Origin of the sequence: Marinobacter fonticola (assembly GCF_008122265.1) — a bacterium.
Taxonomy (GTDB): Bacteria; Pseudomonadota; Gammaproteobacteria; order Pseudomonadales; family Oleiphilaceae; genus Marinobacter_A; species Marinobacter_A fonticola.
Window position 1 is genome coordinate 3,578,051 of record NZ_CP043042.1, and the last position, 19,679, is coordinate 3,597,729.

Consider the following 19,679-nt stretch of genomic DNA (forward strand, 5'->3'; position numbering starts at 1 on the left):
GACAAGGACGTGCTGGCCTGAAGGATCAGGCAACGATAGGGACGCACTCACCTGAAGGATCGGGTGATCAGGGAGGAACGGCCTGACGGATCAGGCACAATAATAGGGAAGCATTCACCCAATGGACCGGGTGATCAGGGATGAGCCGTCTGAAGGATCAGAAATCGCCGAGGAATAAATCGCTCGATGGATTGGGCGATCAGGGACGAACAGCTTGAAGGATCAGGCAATCAGGGAAGACAGCCCGAAGGATCGGGCGACATAGGGAAATATCCGCCTAAGGGACAGGGCAAGATAGGGATATGCAGGCCTCAGGGACAAGGCTGGTAAAGCCACGGAACGGGCGCACAAGGATTGTGGGCCCCACTCCGTGACTTTAACCCTCTACTCTTTTCCCCCTTATTCTTCTCATTGCTACTTCTTCTCATTGCCACTTTTCCTATATCCGCTTTCCAGTACGCCATCGGCACACCTGAACGTCTGCCCAGCACGTGTTTTCCATTGCAGGAGGACCTTCTGCGGTCCGTTGTGGTCGCGATGAATTCCTGCGCTGACACAAAAGAAAATCAACCAGAGAATAATGTCATGAAAATGCTAATTAGCGCGTTCTTCGTCATCGCCACCCTGGCTTCCGGCTTCGCCCTGGCCGATGCCACGGTGCCCGCCGAACCGGTTGCAGCCACTACCGCTCAGGTTAATATCAATACAGCGGATGCGAAGACCCTATCCGAGCAACTCGAAGGTATCGGCGAGGTCAAGGCGCAAGCGATTGTGGACTTCCGCGAGGCTAACGGTCCCTTCGTCTCCGCTGCGGACCTGGGCAAGGTGACGGGTATTGGCGCGCGCACCTTGGAGCAGAACCGGAAGCTGATCACTGTTCAGTAAAAATATAACGTCGTAGAGACGCACCAGCTTCCGTCAGACCGGCGGGCACTCCGAGTGCCCGCCGGTCGCCTTTCATTGAGACTTCCCTTTTTTTCGGCCTGCCCTCCCCTTTAATTGCTCAATTCCTAAATTGCTCAATTCCTACCCCATCTACTCTCGAAGGTTGCCGCTTTTCGACTTTCCCGTTAACCTCGCCAACATGACGACACACACGCTTATCTTCGGAAAACGCACACCACCCCCCGTCCGGTCCTGAACCGGAGGTGTTTTCCTACCGACGAAATGCTGGCTCTATGGAGCCTCAGTGCACTAGGCATTCGTCGATTCACCCGCCTGTCCGGTTCTCCAGTTTTTCTATCGTTTTCTTTCTTTAACCGGACACGAGACCCATCATGAAATTTCTTAGTCAACGTTCCGCGGCTGCTCGCGGAGCCCTGCTGATTGCTACAGCCGCGGCTCTTTGGGCAACCACCAGTATTGCCGCCAAGACCCTGTTCACGGAAACACACCTCGAGCCCATCGTGCTGGCTTTCCTGCGACTGTGCATTGCCTTTCCGTTCTTCTTTTTGCTGATGCTGACCGAGGGACGTAAACGGCGCGTACCGTTAGACCGAAGAGTGTTGTTTGGCTTGGTTGTGCTGGGATTTTTCCAGGCCGGCTACCAAGGGACTTACCTTCTGGCGGTCGACCTCACCGGCGCCGGTATCGCCACGCTGATTGCCCTGTGCCTGTCACCGGTCCTGGTCGCCTTAGTGGCAGCGCCTTTGCTGGGAGAGCGGCCCAACCGTACGACGGTGCTGGCGTTGGTCGCGGCCATCATCGGCACGCTGATGCTGGTGTCGACCGATATTCGCAGCCCGGATGCCGCCCGAGTCAGCGGCGTGTTGATTGCCGTATTGGCTGCGGCGATCTATGCCGGGTTTACGCTGACCAGCCGGCACCTGTCTGGCGGCTCATCGGTGTATGCCACGGCTTTCGTGTGTTTCATGACCGGCGCTATCGTGCTTGCGCCCATCGCCGGGTTCAGTGGCGGGCTCAGTGGGCTCGCAAACCTGGATCTGAAAGCCTGGCTGCTGATCGGCTATATCGGCATCGTGCCCACCTGCGTGGGTTACGTGTGTTTCTTTCGAGGTATGCAGAGTACGCCGGCAACCACGTCGAGCATTATCGTGACCTTGGAGCCGCTATTTGCAGCCATGTTGGCGTGGATGATTCTAGGGGAAGCGTTGGGGATGCTCGGGGTGATGGGAGCGATCGTGCTGACGGTGTCGGTCCTGGTGGCTTCGCGGAGCGGGTCGCCGTCCGGGGATGGCGGCGAAGGGCGTTCAACGCCGGACGAGTGAACACCGTCTGCGGCGCCAAAAAAGAGGCCGGGCATCCCGGCCTTCGGTTTCTATCGCAATCAGGCCTCAGATGCTCTCCGCTGCCGCTCGAACATGTTCGGCTGGAGAATTTCGATCCAGTACCCGTCCGGATCCTTGATAAAGGCCAAGCCTTTCATTTTGCCGTCGTCCGGGCGTTTGACGAAGGGCACACCCAGCGATTCGAAACGCTCTGCCGCCTGATAGACATCCGGCACGGCAATACCGATATGGCCAAAGCCCTGGGGTTCGTCATTGCCATTGTGATACTCGAAATCGGCATCATCTTCCGTACCCCAGTTATGGGTCAGTTCGAGCATGGCCTCGCGAGCGAAGATATACGTAGTGCGATGGGCGTCACCGGGCGGCACCGTGACCGCCTGACGATCATCCAGGTAACCCAAAAAATAGAGGGTAAATTTCATTTCCGGGAAGTCGAGCTTGCGAATCAACCGCATACCCAGCACACGCGTATAGAAATCCAGACTGCGCTCGGGGTCTTTGATACGCATCATGGTTTGGTTAAAAACGTAACCTTCCGTCGCCGGATCAATCTCCTCCGAAAGGCCGGGCGCTTCCTCAAAATGGGGGGACATGCCTGTTCTCCTGTAGGGCTATTTCTGTCGGTGCGCGCAACGGCACACCACGAGGGAATGGATGGGAAATCGCAGGGGGAGCCCTGTTGGGTACGAAATGGCTGAATCAACCTGCTCCTGCAAAGCACATGGCAAAGCACACGAATAGGTTTACCCAACAACTCCGTATCACCACGATGGGGCGTCTATATCGAACTTTCAAGCCACGCTATGCGCCAAAGCGCATAAACTAATGGACAATAGCCGGTTCGACATCCGGGCATACCCTGGCCTGGCGTCCTCTTAACACCGTGCATCAGCATAAGGATTCGAATGAGCCCACTCGGTCAACTTGTCGTTCTCTTCCTGGTGGCTGTCATCGCCGTCCCCCTTTTCAAACGGGCCGGTCTGGGGGCGCTACTCGGGTACATTGCCGCCGGTATGCTGATAGGTCCTTATGGCCTCGGCGTGGTGGGCGACGCGGACAACATGCTGCATTTCTCCGAATCCGGCGTTGTGTTGCTGATGTTCGTGATCGGGTTGGAGCTGCAATTCTCGCGCTTGCGGGCGCTACGAAAACCCATTTTCGGGCTGGGGTCGCTGCAGGTGCTGTCGGCCATGGCGGTTATCGGCGGACTGGTACTGATGGCCGGCCAAACGACGACCCTGGCTATTGTGCTGGGTTGCGGTCTGGCCTTGTCCTCGACGGCGTTCGTACTCCAACTTCTAGCCGAGAAGAAGGAACTGGCCACCGGCCATGGTCGCCTGGCCTTTACCATTTTGCTGTTCCAGGATATGGCTGCGGTGCCTATGCTGGCCTTCCTGCCGTTTCTCGCCAGTGGTGGCAATGCGGACGATATGTCCTGGCAGGATATGCTGGTGGATGCCGGGCGCATTGCGCTCACCTTCGGCGCCATCATAATCGCCGGGCGCTACCTGTTACGCCACTGCCTACGTTTTATCCACGCGGCCCGGGTGCGGGAGGTCTCGATTGCGGCGGCTCTGCTGGTGGTTTCCGGCACCGCCTATTTGATGGAGATCGCGGGACTATCCATGGCCCTGGGCGCTTTTGTCGCCGGTGTATTGCTGGCCGATTCGGAATTCCGGCACCAACTTGAAGCGGATATCGAACCCTTCAAGGGCCTGCTGCTCGGCCTGTTCTTCATCTCGGTGGGGATGACGCTGAACCTCAACCGGGTGCTGTCGGATCCACTTGTCCTGTTCGCTTGCGCAGCCGGTCTGATGCTGATCAAGACACTGCTGATCGCGTCCATCGGACATTGGGGCGGCAAGCTGGGTGGCGCCAGTGCGCTGCATCTGGGGCTGCTGTTGAGTCAGGGCGGTGAATTCGGCTTCGTGATCTTTTCCCTGGCGGGCCAGCTGGATTTAATCGAGCGCGACTTGCGCGAACAACTGGTGGCTGTCGTTACGATATCCATGGTGCTGACGCCGCTGGCTCTCTTTGTGTTCGAGCGGCTGGTCGTCCGCTTCGCGCCCTCCGACAAAAAGCCCTTCGATGAAATCAATGACGGCCGCACCGGCGCGGTCATTGCGGGCTTTGGCCGCTTCGGACAGATCAGCGGGCGGGTGTTGGGTTCGCTCAAAATCCCGTTCACTGCGTTGGATGTCAATCCGGAACAGGTGGACGTGGTGCGCCGTTTCGGCAACAAGGTTCATTACGGCGACGCCTCGCAGATCGATGTCTTGAATGCGGCCCGGGTGGCCGACGCCAAGGTGTTCATTCTGGCCATCGACGATATCGACGCGTCGGTTCGGGCGGCGCGCCTGGTCAGGCAGAATTTCCCCGAGGTACGCATCCTCGCCCGTGCCCGTAACCGCCGGCACGCCCACCTTCTTATGGACGCGGGCGTGCGCTGGCTAGTCCGGGAAACCTATCATTCATCGCTGTTCATGGCGGAGGAAATGTTGGTCGGTCTAGGTAAAGAGCGCCAAGAAGCCGGGGAGCTGATTGGCCTGTTTCGGGACGCCGACGAGCGCAACCTGGCCCGTCAGCACGGCATGCACCACGATCCCGCCAAGATTCTGCAGTCCGCCAAGGAAGCTGCAGACGAGCTACGTCAACTCTTTGAACAGGATCAGGAAGAGCGCGGCAAAGACTGAGCCGCCGGCCCCTGCGAGTATCGGGTCCAGTCTATGCTGACATGGGCCCCGTTTATTCTGATTAAGTGCCTAAAAAAGCGTCAGTTGTTTTTACAACATTTCACATCAAACCATGTCTATCTCCGCTAACTACCTGTTTTGTATTACTACGGTCTGAATCTTGCTGGTAGCGGTTTGCCGAGATTACGCGGCCCGGGAAAAAACAAACTTTTAGAGCGAGACAAGGTAACCGAACATGAACGGACTCAAAACGCTATTAGTCGCTGGCAGCCTCGCCTTCGCCAGCAGCCAGGCTTTCGCACTGGCCATTACGCCCTCCAATAGTGGCATTGCGCTCGCCAACTCTATTGCTGGCTCTGGAGTCACCATTGAGCCGGGAACTGTTAATTACGTGGGTGCGGACGGCCAGGCTGGGCTGTTTTCCCAAGGTGGCGTCATCGGTATCGGCAGCGGTATTCTTCTTACTACCGGACTCGCCGAAAATGCCCTGGGCCCTAACGAGTTTTTTGATCTCAGCACTGATGTCGAGATGATGGGTGACAGTCAGATGGACACGCTGGCGGAAATCGAGACCTTCGATGCCAATGTGCTGGAGTTCGACTTTACCTCGAATGGCGGCACCCTCTCTCTAGACTATGTGTTTGCCTCTGAAGATTACCCAGATTCAATCAATACGTTCTTGGCCGACTACTTTGCGGTGTTTCTGGATGGCATCAACATCGCGACTATCGGCGGTGAACCAATATCAGCTAACAGTGTTAACTGTGGCCGCATCAATCCTGATGTCCCCCCCAGCAACTGTGACGTCTTCAACGATAACAACGCTCCACCCTTTCTAGACATCGAATACGACGGCTTTACCGACGTCCTTACCGCTTCGGTTCTGGGCCTGTCCGCAGGGACGCACTCGCTTAAATTGGCTATCGCCGATAGCGGAGACCATATCTTTGATTCGGGGGCTTTCATCAGGGCCGGATCGCTATCCGTCAGCTCTACGCCACCCGTGGAAGTCCCGGAGCCCGCGACATTTGGGCTTTTAGTTGCCGGAGTTGCCGGCATGGCATTGCGCCGGCGCCGGCACTGAATCGCAAGGCATTCAATGCACAACAGGACAGATCGACGGCACCTGTTGTGCATTACCAATTTAATGCCGCTTATTATAGCAACTGGTACTCCTCCCCTTGGTAATAAGCCTCCACCCTCGGGTTCATTACCTTCCTCCAAAGCGGCGGGAATAACGCCAGCACCACCATTGCGGCATAGCCGGCAGGCAGTTGCGGTGCAATCTCATGGTGGCGCAGCACCTGGTAGCGTCGTTTGGCATAGGCGTGATGATCGCTATGACGCTGCAGGTGGAATAGGAATACGTTGGTCAGGAAGTAGTTGGAGTTCCAGCTATGCTCCGGCAGGGTCCGTTCATAACGTCCGTTGTCCAGCTTGCGGCGATGCAGGCCGTAATGCTCCAGGTAATTGACGATCTCCAGCAATGTGAATGCAATAAAGCTCTGACCCAGGAAGTAGATCGCGCCCAACCACCCATAGCCGGCGGTCAATCCCAGCAGCACCAATGCCGAGAGGCTATACCACCAGATCAGCTCGTTGCGCCAGCTCCAGGGCGAATGGCCCTTGCGCTTAAGGCGTACTGCTTCCAGCCGCCAGGCATTAAGAAAATTGCGCACATACGCCTTGGGCAGGAAGTCGTAGAGCGACTGGTTATAGCGGGACGACGAGGCGTCCTCCGGCGTGGAAACATGAACATGATGGCCCCGCAGATGCTCGACCTTAAAGCCGCCGTAGCAGACCAGCGACAATAGAGCGCCGCCCGCCCAGGGTTCGAGCTTTCCGTCCTTGTGAATCAACTCGTGGGCGACATTGATTCCTAGCCCGCCAACGATGCCGATCGAAACCACCCAGCCCACCGATCCGAACGCATCGAACCTACCGCTGGCTAACAGCTGTATGCCCCAAACCAGGATCGCCGCATAAGCGGCCACCCAGCCCAAGGTCATAACACGGTAGAACGCTTCGTTATTCATGTGAGGGACATCCGCCTGCTCGTCAGGATTCAGCGCGTCCTGTCCGAGCACCCGGTCGAGCAGCGGAATAATCCCGAACACCACAAACGGAACGCCCCAGGCAAACAGATTAACCAGGCCGGTGGCTTCGCCGGCAGTTAAAAGCAGAGGTGGCAGAGCCAGGGGCAGCATGGCGATCAGAAAGCTGTACTTCTTCAGACGAAGCAACAAGCGGCGACGGGTAGACGCGCTGCGCTGTATAGCGTGCTGTGAATTCATGAGGGCCTCGTTTCGTAGGAATGACGTTGTTATTTGACTAATCCAGTTATTTGACTAACCCAATCAAAGGCATGACACCTTCTCGATATATTGTCCTACAATACAACAATCGTCAACTTGCGTTCTGGTCCCGCTTCAAGGTTGCGGAAAGCGACCGATGTGAATGACCGCTAACCTTGAAACGCTGTGCTATTATGAGCCGGCTCGAAAGCCCTTGATGAACAAGCGCTCCGGTTAAGACCGGCGCATGCAAGGGAGCGCTATTCGGTTAATGAGGGTTTGTCGGCGTACCGCTCACAGACCCGTGGACCCACTTGGAAGGACAGCATGGAGTTTCAGGCGCCTAATACCCTGGCCGAGCAAATCGCCCATTACCTGGCCGATCGCCTGATGACCGGCGATATAAAGCCCGGCGAACGCTTGCAGGAAGCAACCATTGCGGCAGAGCTGAATGTCAGTCGCGCTTCGGTGAAGGAGGCGTTCTATACGCTGGAGCGCTGGCATCTGATAGACATCACGCCGCGTAAAGGTGCAAGCGCCAGCCGGCTTGACGCCGACCTCACCTCGGAACTCTACGACGTTTATATGCATCTGCTGATCATGCTAACCCGTCGTCTCAGCGAACGTTGGCAGGAAAAGGATCGCGAATCGTTGTTGGCCGTCGTCCATAAGGCCACGTCCAAGTCGCATGCGGATTCACCGAACATTTCTGCCGTTGTGCAGGCCAGCTTCGACGTGATGGCGGTCTGTTGCGCGGTGGTCAACAACCCCTACCTCACCGAAGCGCTGACCAACTTCAAGCCAGCGGTGAGCCGGACGTACTATTTCTGTGCTGACCGGTATCGGCAGGATCTGGATCAAACGGGGTTATTTTTCGAGCAATTGATGCAGGCCGTGCTGGCCCGGGACGCGGACGCAGCCGAGGCTCGGATCGTAGACTTTGTGTCGCACCAGAAAGCGTTGGTTCTTCAGGCATTGAAACCGGAGGACGCCTTCACGTCCTGAGTGGCTAGCGTCGCTTAACACCTGTAAGTGCTAGATGCCCAAAAGTGCTAGATACCCAATTCACGCGGCTTCAGGACCACACCGCCGATACGCCACGCACCGTCCTGCTGCTCCATCCGGTAGAACGCGTCCCAGTAGAGGCCTTTGGGGCCCACCAACAGGACTCTCTGCACGACAAACCCCGGGTGCGGGACCTGTTCGCGAAAGCGCACGGTCGAGGCGCCATAAACGGCGGGATATTTCTTGCGCACCATATCGCCAAAAGCCTCGGCATTGGAGAACCCGTGCTGAATAGCGGGGGAAGCGTAACTGAAGGCGAGCGCATCGTTCCGTTGGGCAAACGCGTCGAGCTGCGCATTGATAACAGCTTGCACGGCCTCGTGGCTCTTCTCGTCGGCTTGCGCACCCACAGCGAATATCAGAGCAACTACTGTTAAAGCCAGCCAGTGTAAAAAGCTGTTCCGGGACTTCATGTTTCTATCGCCCTCACCGTTCATGTCTTGCCCAGCGCCCAATGAAGCAGGCATGCCTATTGGGCAATACGCGTCCGTGCCCCTCATGGATGCCCCGCACGTCATAAGGAGTACATAACTTACAGAATAGACGTTTTCAAAAAGGAGCTTTCAGTCAGGCTGTTATGGTAATAATATGACGAAAACATAAGAGCGAGACCGTCGCCCCATGATCCAGCGCCACATTGTGTTGTTGCTGACGCTTTTTTTCGCATTGCCAACGTCAGCAACGCTATCTGCGCAGACCCTCCCCGAAACAGCCGGCCATGATCACTCGGTCCTGCGGCTGAACGTTGCCACCGGCGGTTATCCACCCTATACCATCATCGACGAAGGCGGGGCTGTTTCGGGCATCATGTGGGATGTCATGAGCGCTATCGCCAAAGCCCATAATCTGGCGTTGGACGCTCGCGAAATCCCCACCAAGCGTGTCGACGACTTTCTGCTCTCCGGCCAGCTGGACGCAACAATGCGCGCCCTTGAATGGAGCACCCAGCCGGAGCAATTTGTATTCAGTGACAGCGTGCTCAAGGTTCAGGACGTTATCTTCACTCAGGCAGACAACCCGTTGCAGGTGAATGAAATCGAAGACCTTGCTGGAGGGACCCTACTGGCGCGCTTCGGCTACCATTACCCCACGCTGGAGCCGTACTTCGACACCGGGGAAATTACCCGCTTAAATGTGCCGGATGCGCAATCCATGTTTCAACGTCTGCACAGCGCCGATCGCTTCGACGGCCTGGTGAGCGACTTACGCAGTGGTCGCTGGCTGATCCAGGTCCATGGCTGGGATGACAAGTTCAAGGTGGAGCCCTTGATCATTGACGAAACCGACTTTCGCTTTATGTTTGCGCCAGAGTGGGCGCCTTTCGTTGAGGGATTTAACCAGACGCTTCAAGCTATGCGCGAGTCCGGCGAATTCGACGCTATTGTCGCCAAGTACTAATTGTCGCCAAGTACTAGTCGTTCCCCAAGGTCCAGTCGTTTTTCTCACGTTCTCCTCATTCACCGCGGACGTGACTTCGGTCACAGACCCGGCCGTTCCCAACCACTACTGTAACTCCATGTCATCCGCTTCGCCCCAGCAGTCCGAACCGGACCCATCACAACACGGAACTCGCAACATTTTGTTGCTATAACAAAAAGATAAGACGGCATGACCACCTTGCCGCGACCAAGGACTGACATCATGATGACCGGACTGCAGCGCACAGCCTTTTGCCTGCCGTTGCTCCTCGCACCCCCGTTGGCATCGGCAGAAATCCAGACCCTCGATGACCGAAGCCTGAGCCAGGTGACCGGCCAGGCCGGCGTGACCATCGAACTGGAAACCCGAATCGACCTGGACCGCTTCTCCTATATCGATGAGGGTTCGGTTAGCATTTATGACCTCTCCCTTTCCGATCCGGACGGAACAGCCCTCGATAACATGAAGGTGACCGTCGATGTGGCTGGCGATGGCGAAGTACTGGAACACGGCTTCTCCGAGATTGCCCGTCGCGCGAATGCCGGGCTGATCTCCCGCTCCGATCCGGATGTGACCGACGCCCTGGACAAATACGCCGTGGGCGGCAGCTTCGGCAAACAGTTCAATAGTGGCGATGCCGTGATTCACATCGGCCCAACGAATGCCGGCGACCCGACGTCGATGCGGGACTACCTGCAAGCCGTCGACTTTCGCCTCGCTATCGGCGAGGTCCGCGCTGAAGGACCGGAAGACAGCGCCACCCTATTCTCCAACATCCAGCTCGAAGGCTACCTGGGGCCCACCGACATTGTCGTGCGCAACGCGGGCGACGCCACCCGCACCCTGGCCAACGGCAACACCGTATCCAGCTCCGAGTTGCAGTTCGATACACACTTCGAAATCGCCGGCGGCTCCTTGGACTGGGACGTGGGCAACGTCATCCTGCTGTTCAGTTTTGCCGGTGTCGGTATCGAAGGCCTCGCCATCCACAATCGCTGGGGTGAAGACACTTTGGGTCACTTCGGCATGGCCAGCGCGACGGCCAAGCTGTCCAACGGGACCGGAGCCGATTCCGGCAAAGAAGGGTTATCCATTCACGATGTCGAATTCCGCGCCGATATCGACATGCCGGTATTCAAGGTCGGCGGCACCAGTATCGGTTCCGTGCAGTTCGAGGACTTTGTGATCAGCAACACCAACATGTTGGTGTACGGGCATTGAGTCATCAGCCGACGAAGCTGGACTACGCATAAATGTAGCCGAAGATTCATCTTCGGAGGGCCCATCAGGGCCCCGGGTTAACCCCGGCAGGCCGGCGGCCTGCTCCGACGCTGAAGCGCCGGCTACATTGTTACGACGCCCTCTCCGCAAAACCCTATCTCACCGCCGGTTACTCAGCCAGATAAACGCATAAGGCTTCAACGTCACCGGCTTCATCCGGTCCTCGAAGGTCTGTCCACTGACCAGGTCGGTCCACTCGTCGGTCATGATCAGATTCAGTTCCGACAGGTTGAAGACCTGCGCCTGTCCACTGATGTTGTGGATCGCGAAAACGCTTTGACGGCGGTCGATACTCTGTCGCCAGAAGGCAAACAGACCATCGCCCAGGTGCAGCGTGTACTGAGTCGCGTTGGGGTGGAAAGCGGACTGCTTGGTGCGAATGGCCAGCAGCCGGCGCAATGCGGTGAAGACGTCCCGGTGATGGGTTTCCGTCTCCAGTAATTCGTCCAGCTCGTCGGCATTCCACACATGCCGGTTGATGGAGCGGTTGACGCCGGTGTGTTCGACCCGGGCCTCGTCGTTTTCGGTGGCCAGCAGGCTATGAATGTAGAACGCCGGCACCCCTTCCAGCGCCATCATGACCGCATGGGCGCAGATAAAGCGGGCAAACTGCAGCCCATCCTGGTCGCCGGAGGCTTCCGTGCGCGCCATGGCGTTCCATAGGCTGATGTTGATCTCGTAAGGCCGCACCTCGCCGGTGAGACCGGTACGGCTGCTGATCCGCGCGCCCGAAGCCACCAGCGTCGCGATCATCCGGTCCAGTTCCTCGTCGGTGAGCAGGCCCTCGACCGGGCGCAAGCCGATACCGTCGTGAGAGGCAATGAAATTCAGGTAGGCCGTGCCCTGCTGAGCCGGCGGCATGGTCATCAGCCAGTGCTTGAGGTGTTGGCAATTGCCACTGATCATCGCGTGCAGCAGTAACGGCGGCAACGAGAAGTTGTAGATCATGTGGGCTTCGTTGGCATTGCCGAAGTAGGTCAGGTTTTCCTGGTTGGGAATATTGGTCTCGGTGATGACCACCGCTTCGGGATCGCGGTGCTCGATCAGCAGGCGCAGCAACCGGATGATCTCGTGAGTTTCCGGCAGGTTGATGCTCGGTGTGCCCAACACTTTCCACAGGAAAGCGACCGCGTCGAGCCGGAACCAGCGCATACCGCGATCCATATACAGCTTCATGATCCCAATAAACTCCAGCAGCACGTCGGGGTTGGAAAAATCCAGATCCACCTGGTCGTGGCTGAAGGTGCACCAGACATGCTTTTCTCCCTCGACGGTTTCCACCGCCCTTAGCAAGGGCGACGTTCGCGGCCGGACCACCGCACGGACATCCTCATCCGGCGACACCTCGATGAAATAGCGCCGGCCCGGCTCCCGGCAAGCCTTGAAGTTCTCGAACCAGAGGCTGCGACTGGAGCAATGGTTGATCACCAAATCCGTCATCACCATGAAATGACGGGACAGCTCGGTGAGGTCCTCCCATTGCCCCAGCGACGGATTGACCGTGGTGTAATCCATTACCGCAAAGCCGTCGTCGGAGCTGTACGGAAAGAATGGCAGCACATGGACCGTAGAGATCATGCCGGTGAAGTGGGCTTTGCAGAACTCGGTGAGCGTATGCAGCGGCGCCTCGTTGTCCCGCCTGACCGTATCACCGTACGTGATCAGCATGGCGCTGCCGGCGCTCCAGTTATTGCGATGGGACGACGGCGTCGGCGAATCCGGCGCCTGCCCGAAGGCGTCCAGGCAACGCCGGGACAGCGCCGGGATATCCTCATGGGGGTAAAGGCAGTGCAAGTGCGCTTTCACGCGTTGTTCCAGCGATGGTAGTCCCTCTGGGTCTGACATAACGTGGATGCCCTCTACAGCGTTCTACAGCGTTCTACAGCGTTGGTCGTTCACTGGCCGCCATCATTGCGAGTGCGTGTCAGCCGCTCGCGGCCTATGGTCTATCAGATCATCCTCCACGGCGTCGTGCAGCTGTTGCATGACGCCAGGGAACGCACTGGCAACGCGGCTCCAGGAGGAGATAAACGGCGCTTCCATGGGATTTTCCAGGAAATAGACACCGGCTTTCATGATATTGCGGGCAAACAGCTCCACGGCCTGCTCTTCCTGATGCACGTCGAACTTCAGCCCGTTGATTTCCGCATCGTTGCGATAGGTTTCGACAAAATCCAGGGCGACGCGGAAATAGGTCGCCTTGATGGTGCGGAACGATTCGTGATTGAAAATGATGCCGTTGGTGGCCAGCTTGCGAAATATCGCTTTGGCAATATCGATGGACATCTTGGACAGCCCGCCGCTGTCGTCGTCCGGCGACAGATTCTGGTGTTTGTGATCGTAGCAATCGGCGATATCGACCTGACATAACCGGTTGGTGCTGTAGTTGCGTTTCATCTCGCTCAACACACCGATTTCCAGTCCCCAATCACTGGGTATGCGGATATCGGTCATCACATCCTTGCGGAAGGAAAACTCACCGGACAGCGGATACCGGTAGCTATCCAGGTATTCGAGATAGTCGAGGTTTCCCAATGTTTTTTTCAACGCCCGCAATAACGGAGTGACCAGCAATCGACTAACCCGGCCGTTGAGCTTGCCGTTAGCCACCCGGGCATAGAAGCCCTTACAGAACTCATAGTTGAAGTTGGGATTGGCGACCGGGTAAATCAGCCGGGCCAGTAGCTCCCTATCGTAGGTGACGATATCGCAGTCGTGCAGGGCAATGGACTCGGCGCGCCCGGAAGCCAGCACGTAGCCCATGCAGAACCAGACATTACGGCCCTTACCGGGTTCGGTGGGTGCCAGCTCCTCTCCCTTCAATTCACGGTCGATCTGGCGCAGGCGCGGCCCGTCGTTCCACAGCACACGATGGCGCTGGGGTAACGCCGAGAAAAATTCGAGCGCATGGTGGTACTGGGATTCGGTGGCCCGGTCCAGCCCGATGACGATTTCACTCAGATACGGCACCTGTTTGAGGTGTTCGAGAATGCGAGGCATCGCCTCGGTTTCCAGTTCCGAATACAGGCACGGCAGGATCAGGGCCATCGGTCTTGATTTGGAGAAGCGGACCAACTCGGCTTCAAGGTCCTCAAGGGGACGGCGTGACAGGTTATGGAGCGTCGTTACAATGCCGTTCTGGTAGAAATCACCCATTGCGTTTTCCTCTCGTCGAAGCGCCCCAGGCGTTGCATCAGGGTTGTTCGGGGGCTGCGGTAATGCCCTCTCGGCTGAGGATGGAAGACACCGCCTCCGCCCAGCCTTCGGGACCACAGGAAGATGTAATGCACACATCGGGCCGACCCGGGATCACCGGTGGTGCATTGACCGGCGAGCGCACCAGAACCGGGATATCCGAGGCCGACAGCATATCCACATCGTTCTCGCCATCGCCCAGCGCCACCGATGTCATCGCGCCCTCAAATGCATTTTGGTAGACGGCGAGAAGCCAGCTCATCGCCTGCCCCTTATCGCAGGTGCCAATAACATGATGGAAACGACCGCCCCGCAATAATCGCAAATTATGCCGTGCCAGATCAGATGCGCACTGTTTTAGTGCATCATCGGAGTCTTGCCAGACCAGCGGCTCGCTGAACTCCCGCTGGGACGCAAGCTGAGCCTGGCGGCGTTCCAGCCCCGTACGTTCCACAAGCTCTGCCAGGCCCATTTCCGACAGTCCCCGAAAACGGTAACGCTGACGCAGCGCATAAAGGTGTTCAAGAATCTCGACCCGCGGAACGGACAGCGATTTGCAAAAGTAACCGTCCTGGGCGCGGGCATCCGGCGGCAGGGGTAAGGTCGTATCCGGTGGAAACCAGACGGCGGCCCCGTTTTCGACGATGAAAGGTTGCCGGATGCCCAGCTTCTCCTGCAGGTGCTCTACTTCTACCCGGGTCTTACTGGTATTGAAGATAATAGGAACGCCGGCTGCAAAGGCTGCGTTCCATACCGGGCGCGCCGGTTCCGCGGAATAGGTATGATGGTCGAGCAGTGTGCCGTCCAGGTCGGTAAAAATGACCAGCCGTGCCATGGGCTTTCTCCATGCGTGTCGCCCAACGGGCGTGTTGTTTCTCCTGGGTGGTAGCCACCGTGCCTGATTGCTTTTATGCAGATATGCAGACTGAACCTATGCAAGGGGGGAGCCACAATACCTGACGATTTTGTAACCCCATGATCCCGGGTAACGCGCTATTTGCCTGGGCCGCCACTTGCCAATGCCCCCTGTATTCACAGTACACTGCCGCAGCAACCCGAACGAGAGCCCCTGATGGCCGGTCATAATCAGCCTAGACAACAACAGCCCGATACGTCCGGTTGGCGCTTGGTTGGCTTCATAGTTCTTTTCCTGCTCTTTAGTGGTGCCGGCACCTGGACCATTTACACCCAGTTCGCTGGACGCAACTTCCAGTTCGACGAGCGGCTACTGAATCCCTGGTTTATCCTCTGCGCCGTCATTCTGCTGGGCGTCTATTTCGTGTCTGACGGGCTGCGCCTGCATTACACCCTTAGAGCCTTGGGCCATTGCCTGCCGTTCAAACACATTTTCCGGCTGGTCTTCATCAATATTTTCTTTTCCAACGTCACACCCATGGCGACCGGCGGCGGTGTCGCGCAAATTTGGTACCTGCGCCGGCATGGGGTGCGCCTCGGCACCGCAACGGCGGCGACCACCATTCGTACAGTGCTTGCGATTGCCTTTATTTTTACCGTGACACCGGCCTGCCTGCTCTGGCTCGATGCCTTGCAGGGGATGGCCATTCTGGATCGCATCGCAGGACTGCTGGCGCTGTTCATCGTGCTTTATCTGGGTTTTTTCGCCGTGGTTCTGCTCCGTACCCGCTGGCTGATACTGCTATTGAGCCGGCTGTTGCGCACGTTGCGACGGTTTCACCTGCTAAGCCCCCGGCGCCATTCCCGCTGGCAATACCGCATGATGCGGGAGATGACCCGATTCTCCCGCAGCTTCATGATTTATGTCCGGGGGCCTCGCCGTTTCGTTCTCCTATCGATCCTGTTTACGTTGGTATTTCTGGTCAGCTTGTTCAGTTTTCCAGCCGTAATCATGGTCGCGCTGGGTTACGACGTGGACTACATCTCCACGCTGGGGCTTCTTTTTGTGACCACGTTTGTGATGTACTTTGCCCCAACACCGGGCGCTTCCGGCATTTCGGAGGGGGTATTCGGCACCTTCTTCCGCAGTATGCTGGCACCCGGGCACTTAGTACTGGTCACCCTGACCTGGCGCTTCCTGACGATATACCTGGGCATGTTCATTGGGCTGATACTGATGCAGGTAGAACTGTCCTCGGGCCGACGCCGGGCCAAAGCGGAGACCCGGCCGTCAGTCACAGGGACACGTGATGATCCGACGTAAACCGCTCAAGCTGTTGTTCTACCTTTGCCTGCTCGCGATCATTCTACTGGTGGGTTACAAGATCTACCTCGACTACTTCGAGCCCGATTACGAGGCGGTCCACACCGAGCAGATCGACCGGCTGCATGCCGACCTGGACGACACCAGTGAGTTCAGCTTCGCGGTGGTGGGCAACATCAATAACTCGGTCGGTGTGTTCGAGCGCAAGATTATCCCCATGCTCAACAACACCAACCTGGATTTTGTCATCTCGGCGGGCAATGCGGTCAGCAGTGGTGGCGAAGACAAATACCGGGCGATTTACCGCACCCTGAACCAGTTGAACATGCCGTACTTGCTGACCTTCGGCGATAATGAGTTCAGCAACTTCGGCAGCTTCCGCTTCTACGAGCATTTCGGGCCGTACTTCTATTCGTTCCGCACCGGCAACAGCCTATTCATCTTCCTCGATTCCACCGGTAAAACCCCCTACCGTTGGCAATTGCGCTGGCTCAGCGATCTGCTGAGCCAGGACGAAAGCAAGCACCGCTTCGCGTTCATTGCCGACCCGCTGCAGAAGATCCACCAGGAAACCCTGTTCGACAACGAAGACGAGTACCTGAACAACTTCAAGTTCCGCGACGCCTTGGTCAAGCTGTTCCGCCAGCACAATGTGGATGCGGTGTTTTCGGCGAATCTGCCGTTATTCTCCGAGCAGCGTCACGGCCCCACGCTCTATGTTGCCACCGGCGGCGCCGGCGGACTGGTGCTGAACAACGAGACCAGCTTCTACCATTTCGTCCGGGTCGACGTGAGTGCAGACCATATCGAGACCAGCCTAAAGCGCTTGAATATCGGCCAGCATCCGGTCTTCAAGCAGCTAGAGAGCTTCTGGTTCTTCATTCACTCGCTGTTCTACGTGGGCTACGTCAATTTTCTTCTGATGGTGTGCGTGCTGGGCCTGATCATCATCAAGCTCTACTCGGCGATTTTCGTCGATAAGAACTACTATCCGGATTTCGACCTCGATCCCACGCCCTGGCGCGGCAAGACCCTGCGGGTTGCCATGTTCACCAACAACTACCTGCCATTCATCGGCGGCGTACCGTTGTCTATCGAGCGATTGCGGCGGGGACTCACCGCCCTAAAGCATGAGGTAAAGGTGGTGGCGCCCAGCTACCGCGATCAGGCGCCAGAAGAAACCAACGTCCTGCGGGTGCCGTCACTGATCAGCATGGGCGCTCAACGCGAGTTCCGTCTGGCCAACATCTTCGTCACACGTATCCGGCGTAGAATCCGCGCGTTCCGTCCGGACGTCATCCACGTGCATCACCCCATCTGGCTGGGATCGCTAGGGCTCTGGATGGCGCGCCGCTTAAAGGTGCCGGCGATCTATACCTACCACACCCGGCTGGAACACTACGCCCATTTCGTTCCCCTGCCGGGGCTCATCTTTCGCAACCTGATCTCCCACGCGCTGATCAAGCGGTTTGCCAACAAGTGCGACGGCGTGATCATCCCCACCTACTCGGCCGAGGAATATCTGCGGATGATCGGGGTAAAAACCATGGCCTTCGTTCAGCCGACCGGAATTGAGTTCGATGCGTTCCAACAAGTCACGGACGAACAGATCATGGCCTTGCGCAAAGAGCTCGGCATCGGGTCAGACGAACATGTGTTCATCAGCGTTTCGCGGCTGTCGACCGAGAAGAACATCGACTTCATGGTCGAGGCTATCGCCGGTCTCAAGAACGCTGCCCGCAAACCCTTTCGCTTCTTGATGATCGGTGACGGCCACGAGCGCGAGCGGCTGCAGCAAAAAATCAATGAACACGGTCTGCAGAACAATTTCATTCTCTTGGGCTCTGTCCCGCCGGAGGACATGGCCCTCTACTATCGTCTGGGAGATACCTTCCTGTTTGCATCGGTGTCGGAAACCCAGGGCATGGTGATTCTCGAAGCCATGGCGGCAAGCCTGCCGGTTGTCGCAGTGCGCTCGTCCGGCATTGACGATGTCGTGCGCGACGGCTACAACGGCTTCAAGACGCCGGAAAATCGTGAACGCTGGAGTGAGGCCGTGCTGAAGCTGATGGACGACGAGACGCTTCACCGGCAGTTGGCAGACAATGCGCTGGATTTTGCCAAAGGCTATTCCATCGACAGTTTCGCCCGGGATATGGAAGGTATTTACGGTATGGTTTTGGCGGGATACCACAAACAGTCGGGTAAAACGGTCCCGCAACCAGAAGCCGATTAGATCGGATTTCAATTTCCAAACGTAAAACGCTTCAAACGCAATCTTTAAACCGAGCAAGAGCCAGACAGGAAGCGTCCGTCATGAGCAACATCCCCGTTGGCATCAGCGCCTGCCTACTGGGCAATCCCGTCCGCCACGACGGCGGTCACAAGCATTCACGGTTTTGCACCGGTGTACTTTCACGCTATTTCGAGTTCCGCTCGATCTGTCCGGAACTCGAAGCCGGTCTGGGCGTACCGCGCCCGACCATCCACCTGCGCGAACTGGATAATGGCTTGCGGTTGACGGAGTCAAAGGGCGACGCCGACCATACGGATACCATGCGCGACTGGATCGAATCCAGGCTCCCTCAACTTGCCGATTTGCGCGGCTACATTCTCATGGCCAAATCACCCAGCTGCGGCATGGAGCGCATCAAAGTCCACAATGAGAAAGGCCGCGTGATTCACCGGGAGGGCCGCGGGCTGTTTGCCGATGCGCTGATGCAGGCTTATCCACTACTACCGGTAGAGGAAGAAGGCCGCCTCAATGACAGCCATCTACGAGAGAACTTTATCGAGCGCGTTTACGCTTACGATGATTGGATGCGCATGCAGGACGAAGGGCTCAGCCGCTCGGCTCTGGTCGCATTCCATACCCGCCACAAATTCCAGCTGATGGCTCATTGCGAGAAAACCTACCGCATTCTGGGCCGTCAGGTCGCCGATCAGAAATCCGAGCCCATCGAAACCGTGGCGAACCGCTATATTCGTTTATTCATGGAGGCGATGAGTCAGAAAATCCACCGGGGCGCCCACGCCAATGTCATGCAGCACATGATGGGGTTTCTGCGCGAGAGCCTCTCGGCCTCGGACCGGCAGGTCATCGGCGAGCAAATCGAAGCCTACCTGCGTGAGGAAGTACCGCTCGTGGTGCCCATGACGCTACTACGCATGGCGCAGCGCCGCGAGCCGGTCGATTATCTTGCCCGTCAGGATTACCTCAGCCCCTACCCGGAAGACCTGGGCTTACGTAACCGCGTTTGATGGGAACTGAACCAGCATATTCAATCCGAACGGAAGAAAGACA

The 19,679-nt window shown here is 57.4% G+C and carries 16 protein-coding genes; 10 read left to right on the forward strand and 6 right to left on the reverse strand.

Going from position 1 to position 19,679, the window contains the following annotated elements; translation table 11 throughout:
- The first annotated feature begins 585 nt into the window (after positions 1-585).
- Both FXO11_RS15980 and FXO11_RS15985 read left to right on the forward strand, forming a co-directional pair.
- Positions 586-885, forward strand: coding sequence for a ComEA family DNA-binding protein (locus tag FXO11_RS15980; RefSeq protein ID WP_148863948.1), 300 nt, complete (start codon positions 586-588; stop codon positions 883-885).
- Positions 886-1,277: 392 nt separating this feature from the next.
- Positions 1,278-2,228 (forward strand): DMT family transporter, encoded by a 951-nt coding sequence (locus FXO11_RS15985; protein ID WP_148863951.1) that lies wholly within the window; start codon positions 1,278-1,280, stop codon positions 2,226-2,228.
- A 59-nt stretch (positions 2,229-2,287) separates the two neighbouring features.
- Here FXO11_RS15985 and gloA read toward each other — a convergent pair whose 3' ends face one another.
- Entirely contained in the window at positions 2,288-2,842 is a 555-nt protein-coding gene (gloA, locus tag FXO11_RS15990) for a lactoylglutathione lyase (protein ID WP_148863953.1), read from the reverse strand.
- A gap of 312 nt (positions 2,843-3,154) precedes the next feature.
- Here gloA and FXO11_RS15995 point away from each other — a divergent pair, with 312 nt between their 5' ends.
- Complete coding sequence (locus FXO11_RS15995; RefSeq protein ID WP_148863955.1) at positions 3,155-4,942, forward strand: monovalent cation:proton antiporter-2 (CPA2) family protein; 1,788 nt, start codon at positions 3,155-3,157, stop codon at positions 4,940-4,942.
- 235 nt (positions 4,943-5,177) lie between these two features.
- Complete coding sequence (locus FXO11_RS16000) at positions 5,178-6,026, forward strand: choice-of-anchor L family PEP-CTERM protein (RefSeq protein ID WP_148863957.1); 849 nt, start codon at positions 5,178-5,180, stop codon at positions 6,024-6,026.
- Positions 6,027-6,099: 73 nt separating this feature from the next.
- Here the strand turns inward: FXO11_RS16000 and FXO11_RS16005 are convergent, their stop codons facing one another.
- Positions 6,100-7,236, reverse strand: a complete 1,137-nt coding sequence (locus tag FXO11_RS16005) for an alkane 1-monooxygenase (RefSeq protein WP_148863959.1) — start codon at positions 7,234-7,236, stop codon at positions 6,100-6,102.
- Positions 7,237-7,563: 327 nt separating this feature from the next.
- Here FXO11_RS16005 and FXO11_RS16010 point away from each other — a divergent pair, with 327 nt between their 5' ends.
- Positions 7,564-8,241, forward strand: coding sequence for a GntR family transcriptional regulator (locus FXO11_RS16010; protein WP_148863960.1), 678 nt, complete (start codon positions 7,564-7,566; stop codon positions 8,239-8,241).
- Between the two features lie 47 nt (positions 8,242-8,288).
- Here the strand turns inward: FXO11_RS16010 and FXO11_RS16015 are convergent, their stop codons facing one another.
- Positions 8,289-8,714: a DUF4864 domain-containing protein gene (locus FXO11_RS16015; protein WP_227545936.1), complete on the reverse strand. Its 426-nt coding sequence runs from the start codon at positions 8,712-8,714 to the stop codon at positions 8,289-8,291.
- Between the two features lie 208 nt (positions 8,715-8,922).
- Between FXO11_RS16015 and FXO11_RS16020 the strand changes: the two genes are divergently transcribed.
- Together FXO11_RS16020 and FXO11_RS16025 are read left to right on the forward strand one after the other, a co-directional pair.
- Positions 8,923-9,699 (forward strand): substrate-binding periplasmic protein, encoded by a 777-nt coding sequence (locus tag FXO11_RS16020; protein WP_148863961.1) that lies wholly within the window; start codon positions 8,923-8,925, stop codon positions 9,697-9,699.
- 243 nt (positions 9,700-9,942) lie between these two features.
- Positions 9,943-10,941: a DUF6160 family protein gene (locus tag FXO11_RS16025; RefSeq protein ID WP_148863962.1), complete on the forward strand. Its 999-nt coding sequence runs from the start codon at positions 9,943-9,945 to the stop codon at positions 10,939-10,941.
- Between the two features lie 159 nt (positions 10,942-11,100).
- On the opposite strand, the gene FXO11_RS16030 is transcribed toward FXO11_RS16025, so the two are convergent.
- The 3 genes from FXO11_RS16030 to FXO11_RS16040 form a co-directional block, all read right to left on the reverse strand.
- Positions 11,101-12,846 (reverse strand): alpha-amylase family glycosyl hydrolase, encoded by a 1,746-nt coding sequence (locus FXO11_RS16030; RefSeq protein ID WP_148863963.1) that lies wholly within the window; start codon positions 12,844-12,846, stop codon positions 11,101-11,103.
- Positions 12,847-12,909: 63 nt separating this feature from the next.
- Entirely contained in the window at positions 12,910-14,157 is a 1,248-nt protein-coding gene (locus FXO11_RS16035) for a glycosyltransferase family protein (RefSeq protein WP_148863964.1), read from the reverse strand.
- 37 nt (positions 14,158-14,194) lie between these two features.
- Positions 14,195-15,031: an HAD-IIB family hydrolase gene (locus FXO11_RS16040; protein ID WP_148863965.1), complete on the reverse strand. Its 837-nt coding sequence runs from the start codon at positions 15,029-15,031 to the stop codon at positions 14,195-14,197.
- Positions 15,032-15,268: 237 nt separating this feature from the next.
- Here FXO11_RS16040 and FXO11_RS16045 point away from each other — a divergent pair, with 237 nt between their 5' ends.
- From FXO11_RS16045 to FXO11_RS16055, 3 genes are all read left to right on the forward strand, one after another.
- Positions 15,269-16,375, forward strand: coding sequence for a lysylphosphatidylglycerol synthase transmembrane domain-containing protein (locus tag FXO11_RS16045; RefSeq protein ID WP_148863966.1), 1,107 nt, complete (start codon positions 15,269-15,271; stop codon positions 16,373-16,375).
- Complete coding sequence (locus tag FXO11_RS16050) at positions 16,362-18,611, forward strand: glycosyltransferase (RefSeq protein ID WP_148863967.1); 2,250 nt, start codon at positions 16,362-16,364, stop codon at positions 18,609-18,611. Before FXO11_RS16045 ends, FXO11_RS16050 begins: the two co-directional genes overlap by 14 nt.
- A gap of 80 nt (positions 18,612-18,691) precedes the next feature.
- Positions 18,692-19,636, forward strand: a complete 945-nt coding sequence (locus tag FXO11_RS16055) for a YbgA family protein (protein ID WP_148863968.1) — start codon at positions 18,692-18,694, stop codon at positions 19,634-19,636.
- The last annotated feature ends 43 nt before the right edge of the window (positions 19,637-19,679 follow it).